Genomic DNA, 23,460 nt, shown 5'->3' on the forward strand with positions numbered 1-23,460 from the left:
CCCGCAGGTCGACATCGACACCGGCCTGCGCGACACCGTCGACTGGTACAAGAACAACCGCGTAAGCCCTGAAGGTGCCCCTCACGGCACGCTGGTCAGGAAACCGCCGCGGCCGCTTCCGCGATCGCCTTCGCGTCCTCCTCGCCGAACGTGTCCTCCAGCTGCTCCGGCGAGTAGTCGACGTCGATCTGCTCCACCGGCATCCCGCGCGCCGACTCGATCGCGCCCAGGCGGCGCTGGGCCCGGTCCGCCGCGTACTGGATGATCTCCTCCGGGTCGGTGTCGAAGGGGACCTCCTCGAACTGGTCCTGCACCCACTGGATCATGCTGAGCGCGTGCGGCAGCAGCTCGCCCATCCGCTGCTGGACCGCGTCCCACAGGGAGTCGTCCGCGGCGACGTGGCGGCGGCAGGTGAAGGTGCCCCACGCCATGTGGCGGCGCTCGTCGTCGCCGATGCGGCGGACCAGCTCCTGCATGCCCGGCAGGATGTCGTGCTGGGTGCAGATCAGCTGCCACGAGTAGTAGCCCGTCAGCGCGAGGCTGCCCTCGATCACGTGGTTGTACGTCACGCTCGCGCGGATCTGGTTGAGCGGGCTGGGATCGTCCTCCAGCGCCCGCAGCGACTGCGGTAGCTCCTCGTAGAACAGCTTGCGGTAGTGCGGGTTCTCCGCGACGTACGGGTGGAGGTCGTCGGTCAGCCCGACCGCGTCCATCCACCGCCGGAACACTTCCGTGTGCTTGGCTTCCTCGAAGCAGAACTGGGTCAGGTACATCTCGTCGCCGAAGCGGCCGGTCGCCGACATCGCCCGCATGAACGGCTGGATGTCCTCGGTGACCGCTTCTTCGCCGGCGATGAACTGGGCGACCAGGTACGTCGTGCTGCGTTTTTGCTCGTCGTTGAGCGTGTCCCAGCCTTCGCGTTCGCGGCTGAAGTCGATGTCGGCCGGGTTCCAGAACTTCTTGTTGCCCTTGACGAACAGCCGCAGCGGGAACGAGTCCCAGTTCAGCCCGCCCTTGCGCAGCGAGGAGAAGCCGGTCCGCAGTTCGGCGAGCGTGTCGGTCATCGTGTCACTCCATTGTGGACGAATTGGCGGATGGCGGGTTCCAGCACGGCGGTGACGGCGTCGGCGGCTTCGGTCGCCGAATGCGTGGGGAGCACCAGGTGCGACAGGGAAAGCCGCACCACGGTCTCCGCGAGCAGGGCGGCCGCTTCGGCCGAAAGGCCCGGTTCGAGCTCCCGGTACTGCTCGGCGGCGAGCTCGGCGGCCGCGCTGAGGATCGGCTCGCCCCTGGTCGTGAGCAGCGGCAGCAGGTCCTCGCCGGCTTCGGTGCCGAGCGCCGCCGCGACCAGGCGGTTCTCCCGCGCGTGCTCGATCGTGTAGACGACGGCGTGGTGGATGCCCGCCAGGAGCCCGTCCGCCGTTTCGAACCGCTGCCGGATCCCGTCGAGGAACTCCGACGCGGTGCGCAGTGCCACCGCCTGGGTCAGCGCCGCCTTGTTGCCGAACTCGTTGTAGACGGTCTGCCTGCTCACGCCGGCCCGGGCCGCGACGTCGGCCATCCGCAGCCCCGCGTAGCCGCCCTCGGGCAGCAGGTCCGCGGCGGCGTCGAGCAAGGCTTCCCGGAGGGACGCCTTCGTCCGGTCAGTGAAGCTGGTCACACCTCCACCTTGACACAGATCACCCGACTGTCAAGGCGCTGTACATGATCGGTTCGTGTGTAAATCTGTCGGTGGTGCCAGCTACGGTGCAGGTGTGGGCATGGATGGAATCACGGTGGGGTTCGACCTCGACATGACACTGATCGACCCGCGGCCGGGCATGGTCGCGGCGATGAACGCGCTCGGCGTCGAATCGGGGCTGGCACTGGACGGAGAGCACTTCGCCGCCAACCTCGGGCCGCCCCTCGACGACGCGCTGCGCGGCTTCGAAGCGCCCGAAGAGCGCATCCCGGGCCTGGTCGACCGGTTCCGCGCGCTGTACCCGGAGCTGGTCGTGCCCATCACCGTCGCGCTGCCGGGCGCGGCCGAGGCGCTGCGGGCGGTGCGCGCGGCCGGCGGGCGCACCCTGGTCGTCACGGGGAAGTACGCGCCCAACGCGCAGCTGCACGTGGACGCGCTCGGCCTGGAGGTCGACGAGCTCGTCGGCGAGCTGTGGTCGACGCAGAAGGCGGAGGCGCTCCTGGCGCATGACGCCCGGGTGTATGTCGGAGATCACGCTGGCGACGTCCGGGGAGCACTCGCCGCGGGCGCGATCCCGGTGGGCGTCACGACGGGTCCGTGCGACCGCATGCTCCTGCTCAGCGAAGGTGCCGAAGTGGTGTTCGACTCGCTGACGGAGTTCCCGGACTGGTTCGAGCGGACCTTCGCGGCCGTCTCTTAACTCTTGGCGCGCGCCTCGCGGACCAGCGCGATCAGGCCCAGCAGCAAGCCGAGCGGGGTGACGACGCCGGCGGCGACCGACAGCCAGATCGGCAGGTTCTCCAGACCGGCGGCGAACATGATGAACACGGCGAGCACGGCCAGCATGCCGATGCCGAAGAGCCCGATGCCGAGGCGCATCAGGAACGGTTTGCCGGGGGCGGCCACGGTGGCCTCCTTCGTCGCGGTCGTCATGAAGCAGAGGGTATCCGCCGGTATCGACTTCTCCCCAGGGCCTGTGGCGAGATACGCTTTGCGGAGCGCGCCCTGGGTACGCCCACCGGGCGCGTTCGTCGTGAGCGGGACAGCAGAAGGACTGGTGAGGGAAGTGCCGACCGGCAAGGTCAAGTGGTACGACGCGGAGAAGGGCTTCGGCTTCGTCACGCAGGACGACGGTGGCGCCGACGTCTACATCCGCAAGGCCGCGCTGCCGCAGGGCGTCGAGGGGCTCAAGGCTGGGCAGCGGCTCGAGTTCGGCGTCGCCGACGGCCGCCGCGGGCCCCAGGCGCTTTCCGTCCGGCTGCTCGACCCGCCGCCGTCCGTCGCCGAAGCGCGTCGTCGCCCGGCGGAGGAGCTGCACGGCCTGATCGAGGACATGATCAAGCTCCTCGAGCTCAAGGTGCAGCCGGACCTGCGGCGCAACCGCTACCCGGATCGCAAGCACACCAAGCAGATCGGCGAGATCATGCGTGCGGTGGCCCGGGACATCGATCCCTAGGCCTCCAGCCGGAGACCCCACACGTCGCTGGGCAGCAGGCCCGACTCGCCGGTGCCCGCGTTCAGCACGGCCGTGTACCGCTGCACGTCGACCGCCGAGATGCGGTCGGCGGGTGTCGGCGGGCTGACGGTGTAGGCGTACCGGTCCAGCGACGTGAACGGGATCGGGTCGCTCTGCTTGTACTCGCCCTGCGGGGTCACGTACTCGTAGACGATCTGCCACGGCGCGTCCGCGACCTCGCCGGGCACCGAGATCTGCACGGGCTTGCCCGGGCGGACCTTCAGCGTTTTCGTGTCGCCCTTGGCGCTGCACGGCTGCGCGAGCTGCTGGGAGTAATCACAAGTGAGCACCGGCGCGGTGTTGATCGTGTGGCCGTCGGCGTAGAAGGTGACCTCGGCCGGGCCGGGCGCCGAGCAGCCGGCCACCGCGAACCCACCGGCCGCAAGCAGGGCCACCACCCGGGAACGTCGCATGTGCGCAGAGCCTACCGGCGGGGCGCCGGGTCCCTGGGCAGGCCCTGGGCCGGGAAGCTGCCGGTCGGCTCGGGGCGCAGCGGCCGGTCGCCGCCGAGGCCCGGCACGAGCGAGCCGCCGCGGCGCACCAGGTACGTCTGGGTCGTCCCGATCGCCAGCAGGATCGTGATGACCATGAAGCCGATCCAGTAGGTCGGCGGCAGCAGCAGGCCGACCGCGCCGCCGAAGCACCAGGCCAGCTGCAGCACGGTCTCGGACCGGCCGAACGCCGACGCGCGCGACTCCTCGGGCAGGTCTTCCTGGATGACGGCGTCGAGGCTGATCTTGGCCAGCGCGCTGGCCGTCGCGCCGACCAGGCCGACGATCGCGGCCGTGGCCAGGCCGGGCAGGATCGTCGCGACCAGCGCGGCCAGCACGCAGCCCGCCACGCACCCGACGATCACCTGGTCCGGGCTGCCGAAGCTGAGCCGCGAGCCCAGCGCGTTGCCGAGGAACCCGCCGGCCCCGGCTGCGGCGCCGATCACGCCCAGCAGCAGGAGCTGCATGAACGGCGTCTGGCCGGTGCCTTCGGTCTGGGCCTTCACCGCGAACGCGGCGAACATCATGAGGAAGCCGGTGAGGATGCGCACCGAGCCGTTGCCCCAGAGCGCGACGACGATGTGGCGCCCCATCGGCTGGCGGCGCTTCTTCTCGGTCGGGTGCGCCCAGAGCGACGTCGGCACCTCGCCCTCGGTCGCCTCGACCCAGGCCGGGATCCGCATCGACTGCACGGCGGCGGCGACGCAGATCAGCGCGGTGAACCAGAGCGCGCCCGCCGCGCCGGAGATCGCGTTGATGCCGCTGGCCAGCGCGCCGAACGTGCCGGCGGCGACCAGCCCGAACGTCGTCAGCCGGGCGTTGGTCTTGGAGAGCGTGATCTCCGACGGCAGCACCCGGGGCGTCACCGCGGCCTTGAGCACGGTGAACGACTTCGAGAGCACCATCATCCCGAGCGCGGCCGGGTAGAGCAGCCAGTCGTCGAAGTGCAGCGCCATCACGACGGCCATCAGCCCCTGGCCGACCGACGACGCGCACATCGCCAGCCGCCGGCCGCGCTGGACCTTGTCGAGCGCGGGCCCGATCACCGGCGCGACCAGCGCGAACGGCGCGATCGTGATGAGCAGGTAGAGCGCCACCTTGCCCTTGCTCTCGCCGCTGGTCGCGGCGAAGAACAGGGTGTTGGCCAGCGCGATCGCCATCGCCGCGTCGCTGGCGTAGTTCAGCATCACGGCGTAGGTCAGCGAGGTGAGGCCGGACTTTTCGGCGCCGTCGGCCTTCGTCGCGCGCTGGAAGGCGCCGACGGCCTGGCCGGTCAGCTGCCGGCTGCGCATCGCCGCGACCCGCGTGACGGTGATCTTCTTCGGCAGCTTCGGCGTGCCGCCCGGGGTGCGCGGTTCCTCCCGCGGCGGCAGGGGCTCCGGCTCGGGCGGCCGCGGTTCGCCCGCGTAGCCGCCGGTGTCGTAGTGCTCGTACTCACCGCTGCCAGGACGCTGTTCGCCCTGGTAGAACCCGGGCTGCTCGCGGCGGACCGGCTCGGTGCGGTTCGGGTCGTAGGGCCGGGCGCCCCGCGGGGGCGGCGGTGGCCGGTGCCCCATCGGCGCGGCGGCGGTCGGGGCTTCGTTCGCGTTCGGCACCGGGTCGCCGTAGTAGCCGCCACGCGGAGGAGACGGTGGGGGTGGCGGCGGGACGGGCCGTTCGACGCGGGTGGGCGGCGGCGCGCTCCGGCGCTCGACGCGGGTGGGCTCCGCCCGGGTGGGGGCGCCGGCCTCCCGCCACGGCTTGGCCTGGGCCGCGCCCGGCTCCGGCGTCCAGCGCCGCTTCGACTTGCGGCCGCGCGGCTGCGAGCCGGAGCCGTCGGAGCGGGAGCCGAAGAGTGCCACGTCTCAATCCTGCCTTACCGGGGGTCGGTTCCGCCTGCTCATCCGTGCTTTACGCGTTCTTCGGGACGAACCTCACCCGGAACGTGACCTGCCACTGCTTCCCGGCGAGGAGGAACTCGTCCGTCCCGGGCACGGCGGCGATGCCGTTGAGCACGTCCTCGGTGCCGGTTCTGTTCAGCCGCGCGCGCAGCTGACCTGCGTCGATCATCCCGGTGACGTGTCCGGTGGCGGCATCGACCCGCAGGATGGTGTCGGTGTGCCAAACGTTTGCGTAGACGTCGCCGCCCACGCACTCGAGTTCGTTGAGCTGGTCGCGCCCGACGTCGACGCTGCCGGTGACGGCGAAGGTCTTCGGGTCGCGGAAGGTCAGCCGGGACGAGCCGTTGCTCATGACGAGCCGCCCGTCGGCCTGGTGACAGAGTCCCCAGCCTTCGCCTTCGTACTTGGTTCGGCGCAGCTCGGCGAGGGTCTTGGCGTCGCGTTCGATGGCGAAGCCGTCCTGCCAGGTGAGCTGCCACAGCGTCGGGCCGAGGACGGTGACGCCCTCGCCGAAGAGAGGTGAGGGGAGCGTGGCCGTGGTTTTCGGCGGTCCGCCGGCCGGGCCCGCGGTGAGCGTCGACTGCCCGGCGAGACCGGTGCTCTCGTAGAGGGTGTCGCCGGCGAACTCGAGGCCTTCGGTGAAGGCGGCGGGGTCGTGCGGCAGGGTCGAGACGACCTGGACGGTGAGCTGTTCCGGGCTCGTCTCCTGGCCGGGGGCACTGGCGCAGCCGCCCAGCGCGGCGGCCACCAGCAGCGTGGTGATGATCGGCGTGCGCACGATGAACAGCCTGGCACGGGCGCCTGGGAAGCGTGCGGCACAATTGGCCGCATGACGCTGCTGCTGACCCTCGATGACGGTTCCGTGCAGCGCAAGCTCGCCGATGCGGTGGAGTTCGCGCGCGCGGCAGTGCTCGACGAAACGCCGGGGGAGCAGATCGGCACTCACGTCGGTGTTTCGCGTGAAGACGCGGTCACGGCGAGTCACTTGTTCGAGGCCCAGGTGCCCGGCCATCGCGGCTGGCGCTGGTGCGTGACGGTCGCACTGGCGGGCGACGACGAGCCGGTGACGGTCAGCGAGGTCGTGCTGGTGCCCGGCCCCGAGGCGCTGATCGCCCCGGCGTGGGTGCCGTGGGAGCGCCGGGTGCGCGCGGGCGACCTCGGCGTCGGCGACATCTTCCCGACGGACGAGAACGACCCCCGCCTGGCCCCGGCGTACCTGCAGTCGGACGACCCGGCGGTGGAGGAGGTCTCCCGCGACGCGGGCCTGGGCCGCATCCACGTGCTGTCCCGCTACGGCCGCACCGAGGCGGCGTCGCGCTGGCACGGCGGCGAGTTCGGGCCCCGCTCGGACATGGCCCGCAGTGCGCCGGACGTGTGCGGGACGTGCGGGTTCTTCGTCCCGCTGGCGGGGTCCCTGCGCGGCGTGTTCGGAGTGTGCAGCAACGACATCGCCCCGGCGGACGGCCACGTGGTGGACGTGGAGTACGGGTGCGGAGCGCACTCGGAGGTAGAGGTCGAGGTGACATCCTCGGTCCCGGTGGCCGAGCTGGTCTACGACGACTCACTGCTGGACTTCACCCCTTCGGAGGTGGCGGACACGCCGGCGGCCGAGCCGGAGACGGCGATCGAGGAGTCGGACGTGTCGCCGGCGGAGGTCGAGCCGGAGGTGGCTGCTCAGCTTGAGGAGTCGCCGGCCGCGGTTGGTGAGCCGGTTGCGGCGGAGTCGGAGTCGGCTGAGGTGGCCGATGCGGTTGCCGAGCCGGTTGCGGCGGAGGTGGCGGAGCCTGCGGATGCGGAGCCGACCCAGGCTGAGGTGACCGATGTGGTCGCTGAGCCGGTTGCAGCTGAGGTGCCGGAGCCCGCGGGTGCGGAGCCGGCCCACGCTGAAGTGACCGATGCGGTTGCCGAGCCGGTTATGGCGGAGTCGGCGCAGGCTGAGGTCGCCGATGTGGTCGCTGAGCCGGTTGCCGCCGAGGTGCTGGAGCCCGCGGGTGCGGAGCCGACCCAGGCAGAGGTGACCGATGCGGTTGCCGAGCCGGTCGCGGCTGATGCAACGGAGTCGGTGGATGCGGAGCCCGCCCAGGCTGAGGTTGCCGAGCCGGCTGCTGCCGGGGTGCCGGAGCCCGCAGAAGCTGAGCCGACCCAGGCCGAGGTGACCGATGCGGTTGTCGCCGAGCCGGTTGCCGCTGAGGTGCAGGAACCAGCGGTTGTCGATGCGGTGCAGGCTGAGGCGGTTCCGGCCGAGGTGCCGGAGCGTGCGGCGGCGGAGCCGACTCAGGCCGAGGCGGTTGCTGACACCCCCGCGGAGGCGGAGTCAACCCAGGTCGAGGTGACCGATGCGGTTGCCGAGCCGCAGGTGGCTGAGCTGGCTGCTACTGAGGTGCCGGAGCCTGCGGAGCCGACTCAGGTTGAGGTGACCGATGCGGTCGTCGAGCCGCAGGCGGCTTCCGAATCGCTCGAACAGGCTGAGACTCCGGCCGCCGCAGAGTCGGATGCGGCTGACGTGAACTCCGCGGAGGCACTGGGCGAGGTTGGCCGGCTGTCCGCCGCCGGGGTTGCGGAGCCGGTTCAGGCTGATGAGGCCGGGGAGTCGGATGCCGCTGAGGCGGAACCGGCGCTCGTCGAGGTGACCGAGCAGGAAGTCGAGGTCCCCGAAGCCGCCCTCACCGACAACGTGGTGACCGGCACGGCCGCCGAAGCCACCGGTGACCACCGCACCCTCTGAGCCGCACGGCGCCGATCCCTTCGGCACCGCGCGGCTCCGGGACGCCACCCTGCGCGCCTGGCAGGACTCGCCCACCCGGCTCATCGAGGACACCAACGTCGAGCGCGACCTGCGCGTCGGCGCCTATCGGGACCGGCTCTTCGTCGAGCTCGCCCAGAACGCCGCCGATGCCGCCATGGCCTCGGGGCAGCCTGGCCGGGTCAAAGTGTCCCTTGTGGACCGGGAACTCAGGTTCGCCAACACCGGTGCCCCGCTCGACCCGCGCGGGGTCGCTTCCCTCGCCTCCCTGCGGGCGTCCGGTAAGACCGGGGACACCGTCGGGCGCTTTGGCGTCGGGTTTGCCGCTGTGCGCACCGTTTCCGACGCTCCCAGCGTCGTCTCCACCACCGGTGGCGTCGTCTTCTCCGCTGAGAAAACACGCGCTGCCGCCACCATTCAAGGGGACGTTCCCGTCCTGCGGCTGCCGTGGCCGGTGGACGCCGACGTCCCGGCGGGCTTCGACACCGAAGTCCGGCTGCCGCTCAGGGACGACGTCGACGGGCGCGCTCTTCTCGATCAGCTCGGCGAGGACATCGGGGACCTGCTGCTCGCCCTTCCGTGGCTGGCCGAGGCCGATGTGGACGGTCGCGTTTGGACACGACGAGCCGACGGCGACATCGTCGAAATCCGGGGCCCGGAAAAGGAAACCCGGTGGCTGACCCATCGTGGTGACGTCGTCTGGGCGGTGCCGGTCGACAACGAGGGCATTCCGAAGCCGCTCGGTGAAGACGTTCTGCACGCCCCCACCCCGACCGACGACGGACTCTCGTTGCCCGCCAGGCTTCTCGCGCCCGTTCCCGTCGAACCTTCGCGCCGCCGGGCATTGCCTGGGCCCGAGCTGAACGAAGCACTCGGGAACGCCGCCGGCGAGTACGTTCGGCTCGTGAGGCTGCTGCTGCCGGAACAGCGGTTCGCGCTCGTGCCCGTGCCAGGGTTCCCGAAGTCCACTGTGGACGCAAAGCTGCGCGACGAAGTGCTGGCGAACCTCAGCGCCGAGCCGTGGCTGTCCACTCAGGACGGTCGTGAAGTCGCCGGGCGGCAGGCGAAGGTGCTCGACGTCGACGTTCCCGAGCTGCCCGAACTGATCGCTGACGTCGTTCCTGGGCTGCTCAAAGGCGCGGCTCCCGCCAGCGTGCTGAAAGCCGTTGCGGCGCAGGTCATCAGCATCGAAGAAGTGCTGGAAACGCTTACCGGCGTCTCCCGCGAGCCGACCTGGTGGCACGACGTCTACGCGGCGCTGGCCAAAGCGGTCGAGTCCCACGCGCTCGCCAGTGAGCGGCTGGACGGCCTGCCCGTTCCCCTCTCCGACGGCCGGACGCTGCCCGGAGCCCGGGGCAGCCTGCTGGTCGAGGGTTCGGCCGAGCTGCTCGAACTCCTGTCCGACGTGGATATTCCCGGGCTGCGGCTGGTGCACCCCGCCGCATCGCACCCATTGCTGGAACGCTTGGGCGCCAAGCAAGCCGACGCGCGTGAGCTGCTCAACGCCGACCAGCTGCGGGACGCCGTCGAGCGCAGCGTCGAAGACATCAAGTCCGGTTTGGACGGTACGACGCTCGCGGGTGCCGTCCTCCGGCTGATCGCCGACTGCGGGGACGACGCTCCCCGGTGGGTCGGCGCGCTCGCCCTGCCCGCCACCGACACCTGGCGACGCGCCGACGAGCTCGTGCTTCCGGCGTCGCCGCTCGTCGACATCTTCGACGAAGAGGTCTTCGAAGAGGACGGCGCGCTCGACGTCCTCGACGAGGACTTCGCCGAAGACTGGCCGGACGGCACGCTCCAGGCCGCCGGCGTGCTCGACTCGTTCGCGCTGGTCGTCGACGACGAGCCGCACGAACCCGACCACGACCTGCCGGACGAGGAAGCCTGGTGGGACTCACTGCCGGAGCCGCCGTCGACGCTCGTCGCGATCCGGGACCTCGACCTCGTCGCCGACGACGCCTGGCCCGCCGCGCTCAAGCTGCTCGCCGCGCGCCCGGAGACGTTGCAGGCCCTGCGCGCGCCCCGCGGGCACGCGGCCTGGTGGATCGCGCAGTACGCCGTGCTCGGCGGGCTCGCCCCGAGCGAGTGGCGCCTGCCCGGCGCCGACCTGGCCGGCCTCTACGACGAGGTGCCCGAGCTCGGGCTCGGCGAAGACCTGCTCAAGACCGCCGGAGTGCGAACGGACCTGCGACTGTCCAATGTGGATGAAGTCGAAGATGTCCTGAAGCGGCTCGGGGATCCGGATCGGACGATCTCGAGTGGACTCACCACTCGCGCCTATGACGCCGCCGCCGAGTCCGGGTTCGAGCCGCGGCCGCCGGCCGCCGTCCGCGCCGCCGACGGGTCCGTAGTGGACGGTGCGCTGGTCCTCGACGTGCCGTGGGTGGCCGGGGCTCTGGAAGCCGACCAGTACATCGTCGCGCCCGAGGATCCCGAACGCCTCGCGGACCTGCTCGACCTCCCGCTCGCCAGCACTGAAGAAGCCACGGTCACCAGCGAAGGCGAGTACGCGCCCTGGGCCGACCTGCCCGCGCTGAAGCTCGTCGCGGACCAGCTCGGCATTCCGCTGCCCGACGGCGGCGTCCTGGTGCACGACCCCCTGACCGTGTCGATCCAGGGCGCCGAGCACGACGTCCAGTGGTGGTCGGACGACCGGCTGCACGCGGCGGACACATCCGAAGGCCTGGCCCGCGCGTTCGCCTGGGCGGCGGAGCGCTGGCCCGACCGGCACCTCATCACCGCGCTGCTCGACGACCCGTCGCCGCGGACGCTGCTGGCGTAAGCGGCAAGGGGCTCAGAGGCGCTGAGCCGACTTCGAGCCCCGCCGGGCGGCGGCCCGCTGCCAGGTGATGATCGCCATGCCGATGAACCCGAGCGCGAAGCCGGACAGCGCTGTCTGCACCCACAGCCCCGAAGTCGTGAAGAAGAGCACCACCAGCGCGACAGCCCAGATCGAGGTGCCTACGATCACCACCGGCGTCAGGTCGGTCAGCTTCTTGGGCAGTTCCGGCGTGTGCCGCAACGAGCCCGTAACCTCCGGTGGATTGCTCGGATCACTCACGAGGTGCAGGGTACTCCGCAGCAGCGACAGAATGGGCAGGCCAATGGCGGAGCAGGAGACGACCCGCACCGGGACGTCCACACTGGACCGGTTCTTCAAGATCACCGAACGGGGTTCGACCGTCCCGCGCGAGCTGCGCGGCGGCCTGGTCACCTTCGTCACGATGGCCTACATCGTGGTGCTGAACCCGCTGATCATCGGCAGCTTCTCGGCCGCCGACGCGGGCGCGCACAAGGACCTCCTCGGCGGCATCCTGCCGGTGTCGCAGGTCGCCGCGGTGACGGCGCTGGTCGCCGGCGTCATGACCATCCTCATGGGGCTGGTCGCGAACTACCCGTTCGCCATCGCGACCGGCCTGGGCATCAACAGCCTGGTCGCGGTCACCATCGCCCCGCAGATGACCTGGCCCGAGGCGATGGGCCTGGTCGTCATCGAGGGCGTCATCATCGTGGCGCTCGTGCTCACCGGGTTCCGCACCGCGGTGTTCCGGGCGGTGCCGGCCGCGCTGAAGTCCGCGATCGCCGTCGGCATCGGCGTGTTCATCTGCCTGATCGGCCTGGTCGACGCCGGGTTCGTCCGCCGGCTGCCGGACGACGCGCACACCACCGTCCCGGTCGGCCTCGGCATCAACGGCTCGATCGCCTCTTGGCCGACCGCGGTGTTCGTCGTCGGCCTGCTGCTGACCGGCATCCTGGTCGTGCGCAAGGTCAAGGGCGCGATCCTGATCGGCGTGCTGGCGTCGACCGTGCTGGCCATCGTCGTCGAGGCGATCGTCAAGGCCGGGCCGTCGCAGGGCACGAACCCGAAGGGCTGGAACCTCGGCTACCCGGCGCTGCCGGACCAGGTGGTCGGCCTGCCGAACCTCTCGCTCGTCGGCGACGTCTCGTTCGGCGCCTGGACGCGGCTGCCGATCATCACCGTCTGCCTGCTGGTGTTCACCCTGGTCCTCGCCGACTTCTTCGACGCCATGGGCACCATGACCGGCCTCGCGAAAGAGGCCGACCTGCTGCCGAAGGACGGCCAGCTCCCCAACGCCGGCAAGGCGCTGTTCGTCGAGGGCCTCGCGGGCGCGGCCGGCGGGTTCGGCTCGGCCAGCTCGAACACGGTGTTCGTCGAGTCGGCGTCGGGTATCGCCGAGGGTGCGCGGACCGGTCTGGCGAACGTCGTCACCGGCGTGCTGTTCATCGCCGCCATGTTCCTGACGCCGCTCTACCAGGTCGTGCCGGTCGAGGCGGCCGCGCCGGCGCTGGTCGTGGTCGGCGCGATGCTGATGTCGCAAGTCCGCGACATCGACTTCACCGACTACGCGATCGCGCTGCCCGCGTTCCTGACCATCGTCGTCATGCCGTTCACGTACTCGATCGCCAACGGCATCGGCGCCGGCTTCGTCAGCTACGTCGTGATCCGCGCGGCCACCGGCAAGGCCCGCCAGGTGCACCCGCTGATGTGGGTGATCGCGGTGGCGTTCGTCGCGTACTTCGCGGTCGGCCCGCTCCAGGCGGCGTTCCGCTGATCAGCCCTTGATCTTCAGGGCTTCGTCGAGGACGCTCCGGTCGCGCTCGAACTCCGCGGCCGGGGCCTCGAACCGGATCGTCACCAGGGCGTCGCCGGCGCCGAGACCGACCACGGTCACCCGCCGGGTTACGCCGTCTCGTTCGTAGGTGAAGTCCCATTCCGCGGCGTCGCGTTCGGCGATCGGGGCGTGCTCGACGACCGTGCCGCCCTGCCGGCCGGCCACCGCCTGGAGCCCGCTGAGGGCGTCCTCCTGCGTGATCGGCACCCGGTCGGTCTCGAGCAGGAGATCGCCGTGGCGGAAGCTCGCGTGCTCCTGGTCGCGGGTCACGGCCCAGGACGACGGCACCGGGATCTCGATCGCCGAGCCGGGACCGTCCGCGTCCGCGAGCCGGTAGACCTCCAGCGCGCCTTGGGCGATCACCGGCGCCGGTGGTGGTGCGGCGGCCGGAGCCTCTTCGCCGCGCCAGAACTGCGCCACCACGATCGCCAGGACCGCCACGCCGATCACGGCCGATCCCACCAGCTTCTTGTTCATCCGACCCCCAGGTCTCGTCCCTCGGAGAGGACGCGCGGCCCTATTCCAGGTTGCGGGTTGACGGAGATCACCCGTGCGGCCGAAGTTTCGTAAGGTATGCTAACTATATGTCCGGCGACACGCACGAACGCTCCTTGGCGAGCCGTCTGCGTCTCGCGGTGGTCCGGCTCAACCGCCGGCTGCGGGCACAGCGCGTCGGGGACGATCTGACGCTGACGCAGGTCGCCGCGCTGTCCACCCTGCACAAGTGCGGTGCGCTGACCCCGGGTCAGCTCGCCGCGAAGGAAGGCGTCCAGCCGCCCTCGATGACGAGGGTGATCGCCGCGCTCGAGGAGATGGGGTTCGTCGAGCGGCGCCCGCACCCGACCGATGGCCGGCAGGCCATCGTCGAGTTGTCCGAGAGCGGGCTGGCCTACGTGCAGAAGGCCATCTCCGTGCGGGAGGCGTGGCTGGACAGGCAGTTGGCGGAACTCGGCGACGAAGAGCGCGAAGTGCTCTCGAAAGCCGCCGAAATCATAGACAGGATGGCGGGGAACTAACCACGGTGACGGCCACGGGTAGCGAAACGAAGCGTTCCATCGATACCACTGCTACCCGGGACACGGCGCCACCGCCGTCCTCTTCGCCACCATCCGCGGAAACCCCGCGCCGCGGCAGCATGTTCGCGTCGCTGCGGGTCCGCAACTACCGGCTCTTCTTCACCGGCCAGGTCATCTCGAACATCGGCACCTGGATGCAGCGCATCGCCCAGGACTGGCTGGTGTTCACCCTCAGCGGCAACAACCCGATCGCCCTCGGCGTCGCGGTGGCGCTGCAGTTCGCGCCGACCCTGTTCCTCTCGCTGTGGGCCGGCGTCCTCGCCGACCGCGTCGACAAGCGGCGGCTGCTGACCTGGATCCAGGCCGCGGCGTGCTCGCAGGCCGTGGTGCTCGGCGTCCTCGACATCACCGGGCTCGTGGCGCTGTGGCAGGTCTACCTCCTCTGCTTCACGCTCGGCATCACGGCGTCGCTCGAAGTGCCGACGCGGCAGTCGTTCGTCGCCGAAATGGTCGGCCGAGACCAGATCGCGAACGCGGTCGCGCTGAACTCGTCGATCTTCAACATGGCCCGGATCGTCGGCCCGGCGATCGCCGGGTTCGCGATCACGTGGATCGGCACGGGCTGGCTGTTCATCGCGAACGCGGTCAGCACGCTCGCGGTGATCGCCGGCCTGGTCATGATGAACCCGGACAAGCTGTTCCGCGTCGCGGCGGTGCCGCGCGAGAAGGGACAGCTGGCCGAAGGCCTGCGCTACGTCCGGCGGCGCTCGGACCTGATGACGGTGATGGTGCTGGTGCTGTTCGTCAGCACGTTCGGCATCACGTACTTCAGCTCGCTGCCGATCGTCGCGGCGAACGTCTTCCACACCGCGGCCGACGGCTACGGCCTGCTGTCGACGCTGGTCGCGGTGGGCACGTTCACCGGCGCGATCATGTCGGCCCGCCGCGGGACGAAGGGCCGGCCGCGGGTGCGGCTGATGCTGATCTCGGCGTTCTTCCTGGGCGTGTTCGAGCTGATCACGGCGTTCATGCCGAACTACCTGACGTTCGGCCTGGGCCTGATCCCGCTCGGCTTCGCCACGATGACGTTCCTCAACACGGCGAACGCGCTGGTGCAGACGTCGGTCAGCCCGGAGATGCGCGGCCGCGTAATGGGGCTGTACGTGCTGGTGCTCATCGGCGGCAACCCGATCGGCGGCCCGATGGTCGGGTGGATGGCGCAGGCGTTCGGTGGCCGGTCTCCCTTCTACATCGGTGGGGCGGTTTCGGCTTTGGCTGCCGTGGTCTGTGCGATCGTGCTGATCCGGCGGGGCGGGGTTTCGTGGCCGGTTCAGCGGGGGTTCGGGCTTCGGGTGCTCAAGCGGGCGAAGGTCTAGCCGTCGTAGATCGTGACCGCCGGGTGCAGTTCCGCGATGACATCGAGGATTTGCTTGCGCCGGTTGTCGCTCTCGTGAGTGAAGTGCAATCGCCGCTGTCCGGGCAGTACCGCCGCGGCGGTGACGAGATAGCCGCCGCGCTTGCTCTCGTCGACGAACAATGAGCGGTCACCCCGGCATTGTGCCGCCGGGTGCGACGAACCGTGATTGAGAGACCCCGTTCCGTAGTCGCGACGCAGCGTCACTCGGACGGGTGAGATCGGGGTCTCCCCAAAGGGACTCTTGCCTCAAGAGATGAGGTTAGGCTAACCTCATACACGTCCGCTTCGTGGTGGGAGCGGCAGTCAGTTCGGGAACGGACGGAGCCCCGGCCCTGGGAACCCCAGGCCGGGGCTTCGTTCATTTACGGCAGTGTCGGGCTGAGCGCTCCGCTCGTCAAGGGACTCTCACCCGGTGACGTGGGCAGCCGCGTCAGCGGGAGGCCGAAGTAGACCCGGTACGCCATGCGGATCGCGGCTTCGGTCGGCAGCACGACCTCGTGCCGGACGCCGTCGACCGTCTCGATCAGCTTGTCGCCCGAGAGTGTCACGCGGCCCTGGGACGTCGGGCGGGAGCACGTCAGCGACTTCGTGAAGTGGGACTTCGGGGACGTCGACTGCCACCAGGCCATCGGGATGAAGTCCGAGAGGGGCCGTGGCCGGCGTTCCAGGCGGTATTGCGGCTTGCCGTCCTGCAGTACGTCGACGTCGCCGTGAGGGGCGTCCAGGACCAGGAACTCACCGTCCGGATCGGACTGGGCGTCCACGCCGGACAGTCGCAGCGGGTACCGGGAGAACCGGCCGAAGCCGACGTCGACCAGCCACGGCTCGTCGAGCTCGACGACGATCGCCGCGTGGTCCAGGGGTGGGCCGAGGGTGCCGTCCGGGCGGTAGACCTGGGCCGCGTGCAGCGAAGCCTCGAATCCGAGTTCGCGCAGCAGGCCCGCGAAGAGGCCGTTGAGCTCGTAGCAGAAGCCGCCCCGGCGGCGACCCACGATCTTGGCGGCCAGCGCTGCTTCGTCCAGCTCGACCGGCTCGCCGAGGTGGATGCTCAGGTTCTCGAACGGGACCACGGCCAGGTGGCGTTCCTGCAGGTGGCGCACCGTCGCCAGGTCGGCCGCCGCGGGCCACGCGACACCGAGCCGGGCCAGATATGCGTCAACGTCCATGGGTCAACTCTCACACCTCGACCACACTCGAGGTCAAGCGAATTCACCCGACGACGAAAACGGGGCCCTCCCGAAGGGGGACCCCGTTCGCGAACCGCGTGCTCAGCCGAGCAGCAGGCCGTTGCCGCCGGCGACGGCGTTGTCGAACCGCTTGGAGATCTCAGCCCAGTTGAAGATGTTCCACAGGGCCTCGACGTACTTCGGCTTCACGTTCTTGTAGTCCAGGTAGAACGCGTGCTCCCAGACGTCGACCAGCAGGATCGGCACGGTCGGCAGGATCAGGTTGTTGTGGTGGTCGCGCAGCTGCTGGGTGATCAGCGTCTTGCCGATCGGGTCCCAGGAGAGCGCGCCCCAGCCGTTGCCCTGGATCGTGGTCGACACGGCGGTGAACTGCGCCTTGAACTTGTCGAAGGAGCCGAACGCCTCGTCGATCGCCGCGGCCAGCTCGCCGGTCGGCTTGTCGCCGCCTTCCGGCGACAGGATCTTCCACCACACGACGTGGTTGGCGTGGCCGGCCAGGTTGAAGGCCAGCGTGGTCTCGAGACCGACGATGTTGCCGAAGTCGCCGGCGTCGCGGGCTTCCGCGATCTTGTCGAGCGTGTCGTTCGCGCCCTTGACGTAGGTCGCGTGGTGCTTGCTGTGGTGCAGCTCGTTGATCTCGCCCGAGATGTGCGGCGCGAGGGCGCTGTAGTCGTAGTCGAGATCGGGGAGCTCGTAGCGGGCCATTGGCCCTCCTTCTGTCTTCGACACAAGTTTCCTGTACCGAACCTAGTAGCACACGACCTGCCGCGGCGAGCGGGGGCGCGTGGTCGTCACTGCGTGGGACGACGGGCTCGATAGTGGCGTACCCGAGGGCGTACCACCCGAAACCGAGCCTGCTACCTGGACCTAACTGGAGGTCAACGAGCTGTGAGAACGATCATTCAGGCGCGGTACTCGTCGAGGCGCGAAGCCAGCTCCTCGAACACCGCGACGTTGCACTCGAACGCCACCAGCGTCTCGTCGATCACGCGCGCCCGCTCGGCCTCGTCCCACGGCGCGTTGTCCAGCTTCGCGCGGTACCGGTCACGGAAGCGAGGCGCGCTGCCGATGCCCTCGAAGTGGTAGAAGAGCGTGCCCACCTCGGCGACGTCGTAGGTCTTCTCCAGCAGCCGCCGGATGGCCTGGCCACCGGCGATGTCGCCCAGGTAGCGCGTGTAGTGGTGCGCCACGTACCCGCCCGCCCACGAAGACGCTTCGCCGACGCGCGAGACGTACGCCTGCGTCGAGGCGAGCGGCGAGATCGTCGAGCGCCAGTCGGGGCCGACGAGGTGCGCGAGGTCACGCTCCAGGTTGGGCAGCCGCCGCAGCTCGTCGAAGACGAACTCGCCCCCGACCGGGTGGCCGGCCATCGTGTCGCTCGCGGCCTCGATCGCGCTGTAGATGAAGTAGTACTGGACCGCCAGCTGGGTGTAGCCCTCCTGCGTCAGCTCGCCGCCGAGCAGGGCGCGCATGTAGGTCGAGTAGTTCGCCTTCTCGTGCACCTGGAGGGTGGACGCGCGCAGCGTCGCCGAGAAGGGGCGGGCGTCCGTGGTCACCGACATGGGGCAGCCTCCCGGCGATCGATCTGACACGCTGTCAGAAAGAGCGTAGGCCATTTCTTCGGGTAAGGCTACCCTAAATCGTGGCTCCGACCGCTCGGAGCACGAACCGCACCGCGGCCTCGACGACGTCTTCCAGCTGCTCGGGGGGCCCGTCGACCAGCGTCCGGTTGCCCAGCGCGGCCGTGATCATCGGGATCAGGACGTCCGGGTCCTCGGCTGGCCAGCGCCCCAGATCGACGCCGCCGGCCAGGATCGCGCGCAGCCGGTCGGTGATCGGGTCGGCGTGCGCGCTGATCCGCCGGTACGCCGCGGGCGCCAGCGCCGACGCGAGCGCCGTACCCGGCGGCATGTGGTACTCGGCCAGCACGCGCAGCTGCAGCCGGACGAACGTCGCGAGCTGGTCGACCGGGTCGGCGTGCGCCTCGACGGCTTCGGTCAGCCGCGTGACGTACCGGGCCGCTTCGTCCTCGACGAACGCGACGAGCAGGCTTTCCTTGTCGGGGAAGTGGTTGTAGAGCGCGGTCCGGCCCACCCCCGCCGCCGCGGCGACGCCGGCGAGCGTGATCGCGTCGAAGCCGCGTTCGTAGAGCTGGGCGCGCAGGACATCGAAGACCCGCGTCCGCACCTCACGCCGGTGCGCCTCGAGCGACTCACCGAGAATCTTCGGCATCGACCCAGGTTAGCGGTCAATCACCCAACGTCCAGGTGTGCACCGGCTCGCCCGACTCCGAGAGCTCCAGGTAGCGCCCCAGCATCCGGGTCAGCGCCGCTTCGCGGTCCAGCCCGCGGTCCTGCGCGCGCAGGACGTAGTCGCGCTGCCAGGTCGCCCCGGTCCGCCGTGCGAGGCAGCGGCGCTCGATGATCCCGAGGTAGCGCTCGCGGGCCTCGTCGGAGACGTCGGAGCGGCGCAGGCCCTCGTGGGCGAGCGGGAGCAGCACGCGCAGCGCCAGCTCGTCCGGCGGGATCCAGCCGATGCCCGGCCAGTACAGCTGCGCTTCGAAGCCGCGGCGCGCGCCGGCGTAGAGGTTTTCCTCCGCCGCCTGGAAGGACATCTGGCTCCACACCGGGCGTTCCGCCTCGGCGAGCGCGCGCTGGGCGCCGTAGAAGAACGCCGCGTTCGCCACGGTGTCGACGACCGTCGGCCCGGCCGGCAGCACCCGGTTCTCGATCCGCAGGTGCGGCAGGCCGTCGACGACGTCGTACACCGGACGGTTCCAGCGCCAGATGGTGCCGTTGTGCATGCGCAGCTCGGTGAGCTTGGGCGCCTGGCCCGCGTCGAGCGCCTCGATCGGGTCTTCGGCGTCGGTTTCCGGGAGCAGGCCGGGGAAGTAGCGGACGTTCTCCTCGAACAGGTCGAAGATCGACGTGATCCAGCGCTCGCCGAACCACACGCGCGGCCGCACGCCCTGGTTCTTCAGCTCTTCCGGGCGGGTGTCGGTCGCCTGCAGGAACAGCGGGATCCGCGTCTCGTGCCAGAGTGCCTTCCCCAGCAGGAACGGCGAGTTCGACGCGAGCGCGATCTGCAGCCCGGCCAGGCACTGCGCCGCGTTCCAGTGCGCCGCGAACTCCTCGGGCGCGACCTGGAGGTGCAGCTGCACGCTGGTGCAGGCGGCCTCCGGCAGGATCGACTCCGCGTAGCTGCGCAGGCGTTCGGGCTGCTGGCCCGGCAGCGGCGCGCCTTCCATCGCGAGTACCGTGCGTTCGCCGCGCGCGGCGAAGATCTGGTCGTTCAGCGTCGCGTAGCGGGCCTTGTTGGTCAGCCACTTCTGGTCGAAGTGCTCGTGCTTCAACGTCGGCAGGATGCCGATCATGGCCAGCGACGACCCGGTGTCGCGGGCCTTCGACGCCGCGGTGGCGAGGTACGCGCGGAGGTCGTCCTCGAGCTGGAGGGCCGAATCGCCGGCCAGCGGCCGCGGCGGCACGTTCAGCTCGATGTTGTGCTGGCCCAGCTCGGTGGTGAACGACGGGTCGTCGAGCGCCTCCAGCACCGCGGTGTTCGTCATCGACGGGCGCAGCTCGCGGTCGACCAGGTTCAGCTCGACCTCGAGGCCGATGTTCTTGCGGGGGAAAGAAAAACTGCCGTCGGTGAGCATGCGGGCCAACGTGTCCAGGCAACGCTGCACCTTGCGGCGGTACCGTCCCCGGTCGAGCGTGTTGAACGGTTGAGCCGCGAGGTCCATCCCCATGACCATCCCTGCTTTTCGTCGACGTCGAACTAGGACGTGTTCCAGGTCCCGGCGGACAACCGTTACACAGCCGATGCAACCGGGCTAGCGGCCAAACTGGTGCTCTCCGTCACGGGGGGTTAACCGAAAGCAAAATACCGCCGTTCGTACCACCGCTCGCGGGACGTTCGGACCAGTGAGCCGCCCGGCAAGCGGATGACAGACTGGTGGGATGGGCCTGATCCACATCGCCGGCCGCGACGACCCCCGGGTCGATGATTTCCGCGGCCTGTCCACAGCGGACCGCCGCCCGGACCGCCCGGGCGGCAAGGGACTCGTCATCGCCGAAGGCACCGTCGTGGTGTCCCGGCTGCTGGCGTCCCGGTACCCGGTACGGGCCCTGCTGGGCGTCGAACGGCGGTTCGCCGAGCTGGCGGACGACCTCGCCGGGGTCGACGCGCCCCAGTACGCCACTTCCGCCGAGACGATGGCCGACGTCGTCGGCTTCCACCTCAACCGCGGGATCCTCGCGGTCGCGGACCGGCCGGCGCCGCTGACGGTTTCCGAAGTCGTCGCGGAGGCCGGCACGATCGCCGTGCTGGAAGGCGTGGGGGACCACGAAAACCTCGGCGCGCTCTTCCGCAACGCGGCCGCGCTCGGCGTCGGCGGCGTGCTGCTCGGGCCCGGCTGCTCCGACCCGCTGTACCGGCGCAGCGTGCGCGTGTCGATGGGCCACGTCCTGTGCGTGCCGTTCGGGCACCTCACGGACTGGCCGGGCGGGCTCGACGACCTGCGGGCGCGCGGGTTCGCGGTCGCCGCGTTCACGCCGCGGCCGGACTCGGTCCCGCTGCGCGAGCTGCGGGCGCACGCACCCGGCCGGGTGGCGCTGCTGTTCGGCGCGGAAGGTCCCGGTCTGACCGAAACGGCGCTCTCGGCGGCTGATCACGCGGTCCGGATACCCATGCCGGCCGGAGTCGACTCCCTCAACATCGCGACGGCCGCCGCCGTGGCCTTCTACGAACTGGCGCGAGCCCACTAAGGTTTCGGTTTCGAGGCGAAACCGGCGCGAAGGGACACCATGGAGCTGCGGATCCGCGGTGAGCGCGCGGTGCTCGCCGGACCCGGTGGGGAGCAGGCGCGCGAGGTCGACCCGCACAAGCTCGCCATCGGCGCGGACCTCGCGCAAGCCCTGCACGAGTGGGCGCGCGTCGCGTCCGCGGTCTCCGCCGACTCCGGTGCCGAAGCGGGTGCTGTCGTCTCGCAGCGCGGCCGTCAGCTGGCCGGCCGGCTCGCCTCGGTGATGGGCACGACCGTGCGGTTCGTGGACCCGGTGACCGGCGCCGACACAGTCGTCGAACCGGCCCCGCGGCCCGAATCGCCCGGCCACCGGTTCGTCCGGTCGGTGCTCGGCCCGGCCGGCCCGCCCGGCGAGCCGACGCCGTGGCTGACCGGGCTGACCGTCTCGGCGTTCATCGCGGCCGTGGTCGTGGTGGCCATGCTGGCGCTGGCTTCGACGCTGGCCCGCGAGACCAGCGGCTGGCTGGCGCTTGTGGCATCGGTCGTCGTGACGGCCGGGATCGCGCCGTCGCTGTGGCTGATCCGCCGCACCCCGATCCTGCGCTGGGCCGCGTACGGCGCGGCGGGCGGTGTCGTGATCGCGTGGATCGGTGTGCTGGTGATCGCCTTCTAGCGGTACCGGACGAACGTGGCGAGCGTGCCCTGGGCGCGCGTCCGGGTCTGGGAGCGGAAGACGTAACCGTGGTAGCCGGCGATCCGCCCGGCGAGCTCGGGGGAGACGTCGAACTGGCCGGTGAAGAAGCTGACGCTGTGCTTCCCGGTGAACTCCTTCGCCAGCCAGCCGACGCGGGCCGAGCGCGGGAAGATCCGCAGCACCCACAGCAGCGGCGGCACGCCGAGCAGGGTGAGGTAAAAGCCGATCGCGAAGAGGCGTTCGTTTCCGGTGACGGCGGCCGTCACGGCGCTGCCGCCGAAGCACAGCAGGACCCACGCCGCGGGGGCGAGGAAGCCGACGAACGACATCCGGAACTTCCTGAACGCGGCCGGAGGTGCCGACGGGCGGCGCAGCAGCAGGATCAGGTCGGTGGGATCGGCGAAGTGCGCGACGGCGGACAGGCCCTCGGCACCGGCGATCTCGGCGATCCGGGCCGGCGGGAGCTTCGCGTGCCGGACGCTGACCCACAGCTCGTCACGGCCGTCGAGGTGGTTGCGCAGCCACTGCTCCCGGTCCGGCGAACCGGCTGGGGGTTCGAAGACGGGTCGCGCGGGACGGGTTTCCGATGGCGTGCCGAACACCAGCCCGGGACGGCACTTCGCGAAGAGGAACGACTCGCCGTTGCGGCCGGTGTCGAATGGCCCGCCGTAGAAGTAGCCGTACAGCGAGGCGACCTCGCCGAGGAGTTCGGTGGACAGCGACGCCGGGAACGGGACGGCGACCTGCGGGCCGCCGTGGAACGGCGCGTCCAGCCACGGCAGGCGCGGCGACCGGCCGGCGACGACCCGCATCACCACTCCGGTGACGAGCAGGACCGCGGTGGCGCCGGAGATGAGCAGCATCGGGCCGAGCGCCCGGTGCGCGAGCCGCACCCAGACGACCGCGGCCACCACGCAGGCGGCGAACAGGCCGCCGACCCCGGCCCAGACCTGCGCCCGGGTGATCCGCTGCCGGGTGTGCGGGCGCAGTTCCTCGTCCGGCAGCCCGGATCGGCGCAGCAGCAGGAGCCGGTCGGTCGGGTCGGCGACCTCGGCCACCACGATCATCCCGGCGGCCGCCGCGACCGCGCCGACGTCCGCCCGGCTCAGCCGCAGCCGGCGCGTGCTCGCCCAGAACTGTTCCTCCTGGCCGAGCAGGCTCCCGAGCCGCTGCCGGTCGGTGTCCGTGCCGGGACCGCGGTCGAAGTGCGGCGGGAAGGAGCCGGGCGCGAACTCGAACCGCAGGAAACCGGCCTGGCCGGGCGGGGTTTCGCGGTACCGGCGGCCGGCCGCGGCCTGCCGGACGGCGTGGGCGTCGAGCCCCCACTGCGCCGGCGAAACCTCGACGACCGGGGCGCCGGAGAAGACGCGGAACCGCAGTTCGCCCAGCCGCAGGAGCCACGCCTGCTCGGCGGGCGGCGCCATCGTCGTCATCGGATGTCACGCTGCATGACCGAT

At 70.7% G+C, this 23,460-nt stretch carries 24 protein-coding genes; 9 read left to right on the forward strand and 15 right to left on the reverse strand.

Features of this window, described 5'->3' with window-relative positions:
• Positions 1-95 precede the first annotated feature (95 nt).
• Positions 96-1,064 carry a R2-like ligand-binding oxidase gene (locus AB0C38_RS38800; protein ID WP_360682834.1) on the reverse strand — a complete coding sequence of 323 codons (969 nt, stop codon included), beginning with the start codon at positions 1,062-1,064 and terminating at the stop codon, positions 96-98.
• Positions 1,061-1,660 (reverse strand): TetR family transcriptional regulator, encoded by a 600-nt coding sequence (locus AB0C38_RS38805; protein ID WP_360682836.1) that lies wholly within the window; start codon positions 1,658-1,660, stop codon positions 1,061-1,063. The genes AB0C38_RS38800 and AB0C38_RS38805 overlap by 4 nt, the downstream gene beginning before the upstream one ends.
• Positions 1,661-1,760: 100 nt before the next feature.
• Here AB0C38_RS38805 and AB0C38_RS38810 point away from each other — a divergent pair, with 100 nt between their 5' ends.
• Positions 1,761-2,381 (forward strand): HAD hydrolase-like protein, encoded by a 621-nt coding sequence (locus AB0C38_RS38810; RefSeq protein WP_360682838.1) that lies wholly within the window; start codon positions 1,761-1,763, stop codon positions 2,379-2,381.
• On the opposite strand, the gene AB0C38_RS38815 is transcribed toward AB0C38_RS38810, so the two are convergent.
• Positions 2,378-2,614, reverse strand: coding sequence for a hypothetical protein (locus tag AB0C38_RS38815; protein WP_360682840.1), 237 nt, complete (start codon positions 2,612-2,614; stop codon positions 2,378-2,380). The genes AB0C38_RS38810 and AB0C38_RS38815 overlap by 4 nt on opposite strands.
• A 133-nt stretch (positions 2,615-2,747) precedes the next feature.
• Between AB0C38_RS38815 and AB0C38_RS38820 the strand changes: the two genes are divergently transcribed.
• Entirely contained in the window at positions 2,748-3,137 is a 390-nt protein-coding gene (locus AB0C38_RS38820) for a cold-shock protein (RefSeq protein ID WP_360683035.1), read from the forward strand.
• Here the strand turns inward: AB0C38_RS38820 and AB0C38_RS38825 are convergent.
• Genes AB0C38_RS38825 through AB0C38_RS38835 form a run of 3 tightly spaced genes read right to left on the reverse strand, consistent with a single transcriptional unit; the run spans position 3,134 to position 6,346 of the window.
• On the reverse strand, positions 3,134-3,610 hold the full coding sequence (locus tag AB0C38_RS38825; RefSeq protein ID WP_360682842.1) for a DUF2771 family protein: 477 nt from the start codon (positions 3,608-3,610) through the stop codon (positions 3,134-3,136). The two genes, AB0C38_RS38820 and AB0C38_RS38825, sit on opposite strands and share 4 nt — an antisense overlap.
• An 11-nt stretch (positions 3,611-3,621) precedes the next feature.
• Entirely contained in the window at positions 3,622-5,529 is a 1,908-nt protein-coding gene (locus AB0C38_RS38830; RefSeq protein WP_360682844.1) for an MFS transporter, read from the reverse strand.
• A gap of 49 nt (positions 5,530-5,578) precedes the next feature.
• Positions 5,579-6,346 (reverse strand): glutaminyl-peptide cyclotransferase, encoded by a 768-nt coding sequence (locus AB0C38_RS38835; RefSeq protein ID WP_360682846.1) that lies wholly within the window; start codon positions 6,344-6,346, stop codon positions 5,579-5,581.
• Positions 6,347-6,397: 51 nt separating this feature from the next.
• Between AB0C38_RS38835 and AB0C38_RS38840 the strand changes: the two genes are divergently transcribed.
• Positions 6,398-8,293 (forward strand): DUF3027 domain-containing protein, encoded by a 1,896-nt coding sequence (locus AB0C38_RS38840; RefSeq protein WP_360682848.1) that lies wholly within the window; start codon positions 6,398-6,400, stop codon positions 8,291-8,293.
• Positions 8,274-11,093 (forward strand): molecular chaperone Hsp90, encoded by a 2,820-nt coding sequence (locus AB0C38_RS38845; RefSeq protein WP_360682850.1) that lies wholly within the window; start codon positions 8,274-8,276, stop codon positions 11,091-11,093. The genes AB0C38_RS38840 and AB0C38_RS38845 overlap by 20 nt, the downstream gene beginning before the upstream one ends.
• Before the next feature lie 12 nt (positions 11,094-11,105).
• Here the strand turns inward: AB0C38_RS38845 and AB0C38_RS38850 are convergent, their stop codons facing one another.
• Positions 11,106-11,333 (reverse strand): DUF2530 domain-containing protein, encoded by a 228-nt coding sequence (locus AB0C38_RS38850; protein WP_257921062.1) that lies wholly within the window; start codon positions 11,331-11,333, stop codon positions 11,106-11,108.
• A gap of 82 nt (positions 11,334-11,415) precedes the next feature.
• On the opposite strand from AB0C38_RS38850, the gene AB0C38_RS38855 reads away from it, so the two are divergent.
• Entirely contained in the window at positions 11,416-12,885 is a 1,470-nt protein-coding gene (locus AB0C38_RS38855) for an NCS2 family permease (RefSeq protein WP_360683038.1), read from the forward strand.
• Here the strand turns inward: AB0C38_RS38855 and AB0C38_RS38860 are convergent, their stop codons facing one another.
• Positions 12,886-13,422 carry a hypothetical protein gene (locus AB0C38_RS38860; protein WP_360682852.1) on the reverse strand — a complete coding sequence of 179 codons (537 nt, stop codon included), beginning with the start codon at positions 13,420-13,422 and terminating at the stop codon, positions 12,886-12,888.
• Positions 13,423-13,529: 107 nt separating this feature from the next.
• On the opposite strand from AB0C38_RS38860, the gene AB0C38_RS38865 reads away from it, so the two are divergent.
• Complete coding sequence (locus AB0C38_RS38865) at positions 13,530-13,961, forward strand: MarR family transcriptional regulator (RefSeq protein ID WP_360682854.1); 432 nt, start codon at positions 13,530-13,532, stop codon at positions 13,959-13,961.
• 119 nt (positions 13,962-14,080) lie between these two features.
• Positions 14,081-15,337 carry an MFS transporter gene (locus AB0C38_RS38870; RefSeq protein WP_360682856.1) on the forward strand — a complete coding sequence of 419 codons (1,257 nt, stop codon included), beginning with the start codon at positions 14,081-14,083 and terminating at the stop codon, positions 15,335-15,337.
• Here AB0C38_RS38870 and AB0C38_RS38875 read toward each other — a convergent pair.
• From AB0C38_RS38875 to AB0C38_RS38900, 6 genes are all read right to left on the reverse strand, one after another.
• Entirely contained in the window at positions 15,334-15,498 is a 165-nt protein-coding gene (locus AB0C38_RS38875) for a hypothetical protein (RefSeq protein ID WP_360682859.1), read from the reverse strand. The two genes, AB0C38_RS38870 and AB0C38_RS38875, sit on opposite strands and share 4 nt — an antisense overlap.
• Before the next feature lie 242 nt (positions 15,499-15,740).
• The gene (locus tag AB0C38_RS38880; RefSeq protein WP_360682861.1) at positions 15,741-16,544 is read right to left on the reverse strand and encodes an arylamine N-acetyltransferase; all 804 of its coding nucleotides are present in this window, start codon (positions 16,542-16,544) and stop codon (positions 15,741-15,743) included.
• A 102-nt stretch (positions 16,545-16,646) separates the two neighbouring features.
• Positions 16,647-17,270, reverse strand: coding sequence for a superoxide dismutase (locus AB0C38_RS38885; protein ID WP_155540693.1), 624 nt, complete (start codon positions 17,268-17,270; stop codon positions 16,647-16,649).
• A gap of 197 nt (positions 17,271-17,467) precedes the next feature.
• Positions 17,468-18,127: a biliverdin-producing heme oxygenase gene (locus AB0C38_RS38890; protein WP_360682863.1), complete on the reverse strand. Its 660-nt coding sequence runs from the start codon at positions 18,125-18,127 to the stop codon at positions 17,468-17,470.
• Between the two features lie 73 nt (positions 18,128-18,200).
• Positions 18,201-18,797: a TetR/AcrR family transcriptional regulator gene (locus tag AB0C38_RS38895; protein ID WP_360682865.1), complete on the reverse strand. Its 597-nt coding sequence runs from the start codon at positions 18,795-18,797 to the stop codon at positions 18,201-18,203.
• Positions 18,798-18,813: 16 nt separating this feature from the next.
• On the reverse strand, positions 18,814-20,313 hold the full coding sequence (locus AB0C38_RS38900; RefSeq protein WP_360682867.1) for a glutamate-cysteine ligase family protein: 1,500 nt from the start codon (positions 20,311-20,313) through the stop codon (positions 18,814-18,816).
• Positions 20,314-20,524: 211 nt separating this feature from the next.
• Here AB0C38_RS38900 and AB0C38_RS38905 point away from each other — a divergent pair, with 211 nt between their 5' ends.
• Together AB0C38_RS38905 and AB0C38_RS38910 are read left to right on the forward strand one after the other, a co-directional pair.
• Positions 20,525-21,331, forward strand: a complete 807-nt coding sequence (locus AB0C38_RS38905; RefSeq protein WP_360682869.1) for an RNA methyltransferase — start codon at positions 20,525-20,527, stop codon at positions 21,329-21,331.
• Between the two features lie 39 nt (positions 21,332-21,370).
• Positions 21,371-21,982, forward strand: a complete 612-nt coding sequence (locus AB0C38_RS38910) for a DUF2537 domain-containing protein (protein WP_360682872.1) — start codon at positions 21,371-21,373, stop codon at positions 21,980-21,982.
• Here the strand turns inward: AB0C38_RS38910 and AB0C38_RS38915 are convergent.
• Positions 21,979-23,436 carry a hypothetical protein gene (locus AB0C38_RS38915; RefSeq protein WP_360682874.1) on the reverse strand — a complete coding sequence of 486 codons (1,458 nt, stop codon included), beginning with the start codon at positions 23,434-23,436 and terminating at the stop codon, positions 21,979-21,981. The genes AB0C38_RS38910 and AB0C38_RS38915 overlap by 4 nt on opposite strands.
• Positions 23,437-23,460: the final 24 nt, after the last annotated feature.

The organism is Amycolatopsis sp. NPDC048633 (assembly GCF_040650695.1).
In the GTDB taxonomy this organism is placed as follows: domain Bacteria; phylum Actinomycetota; class Actinomycetes; order Mycobacteriales; family Pseudonocardiaceae; genus Amycolatopsis.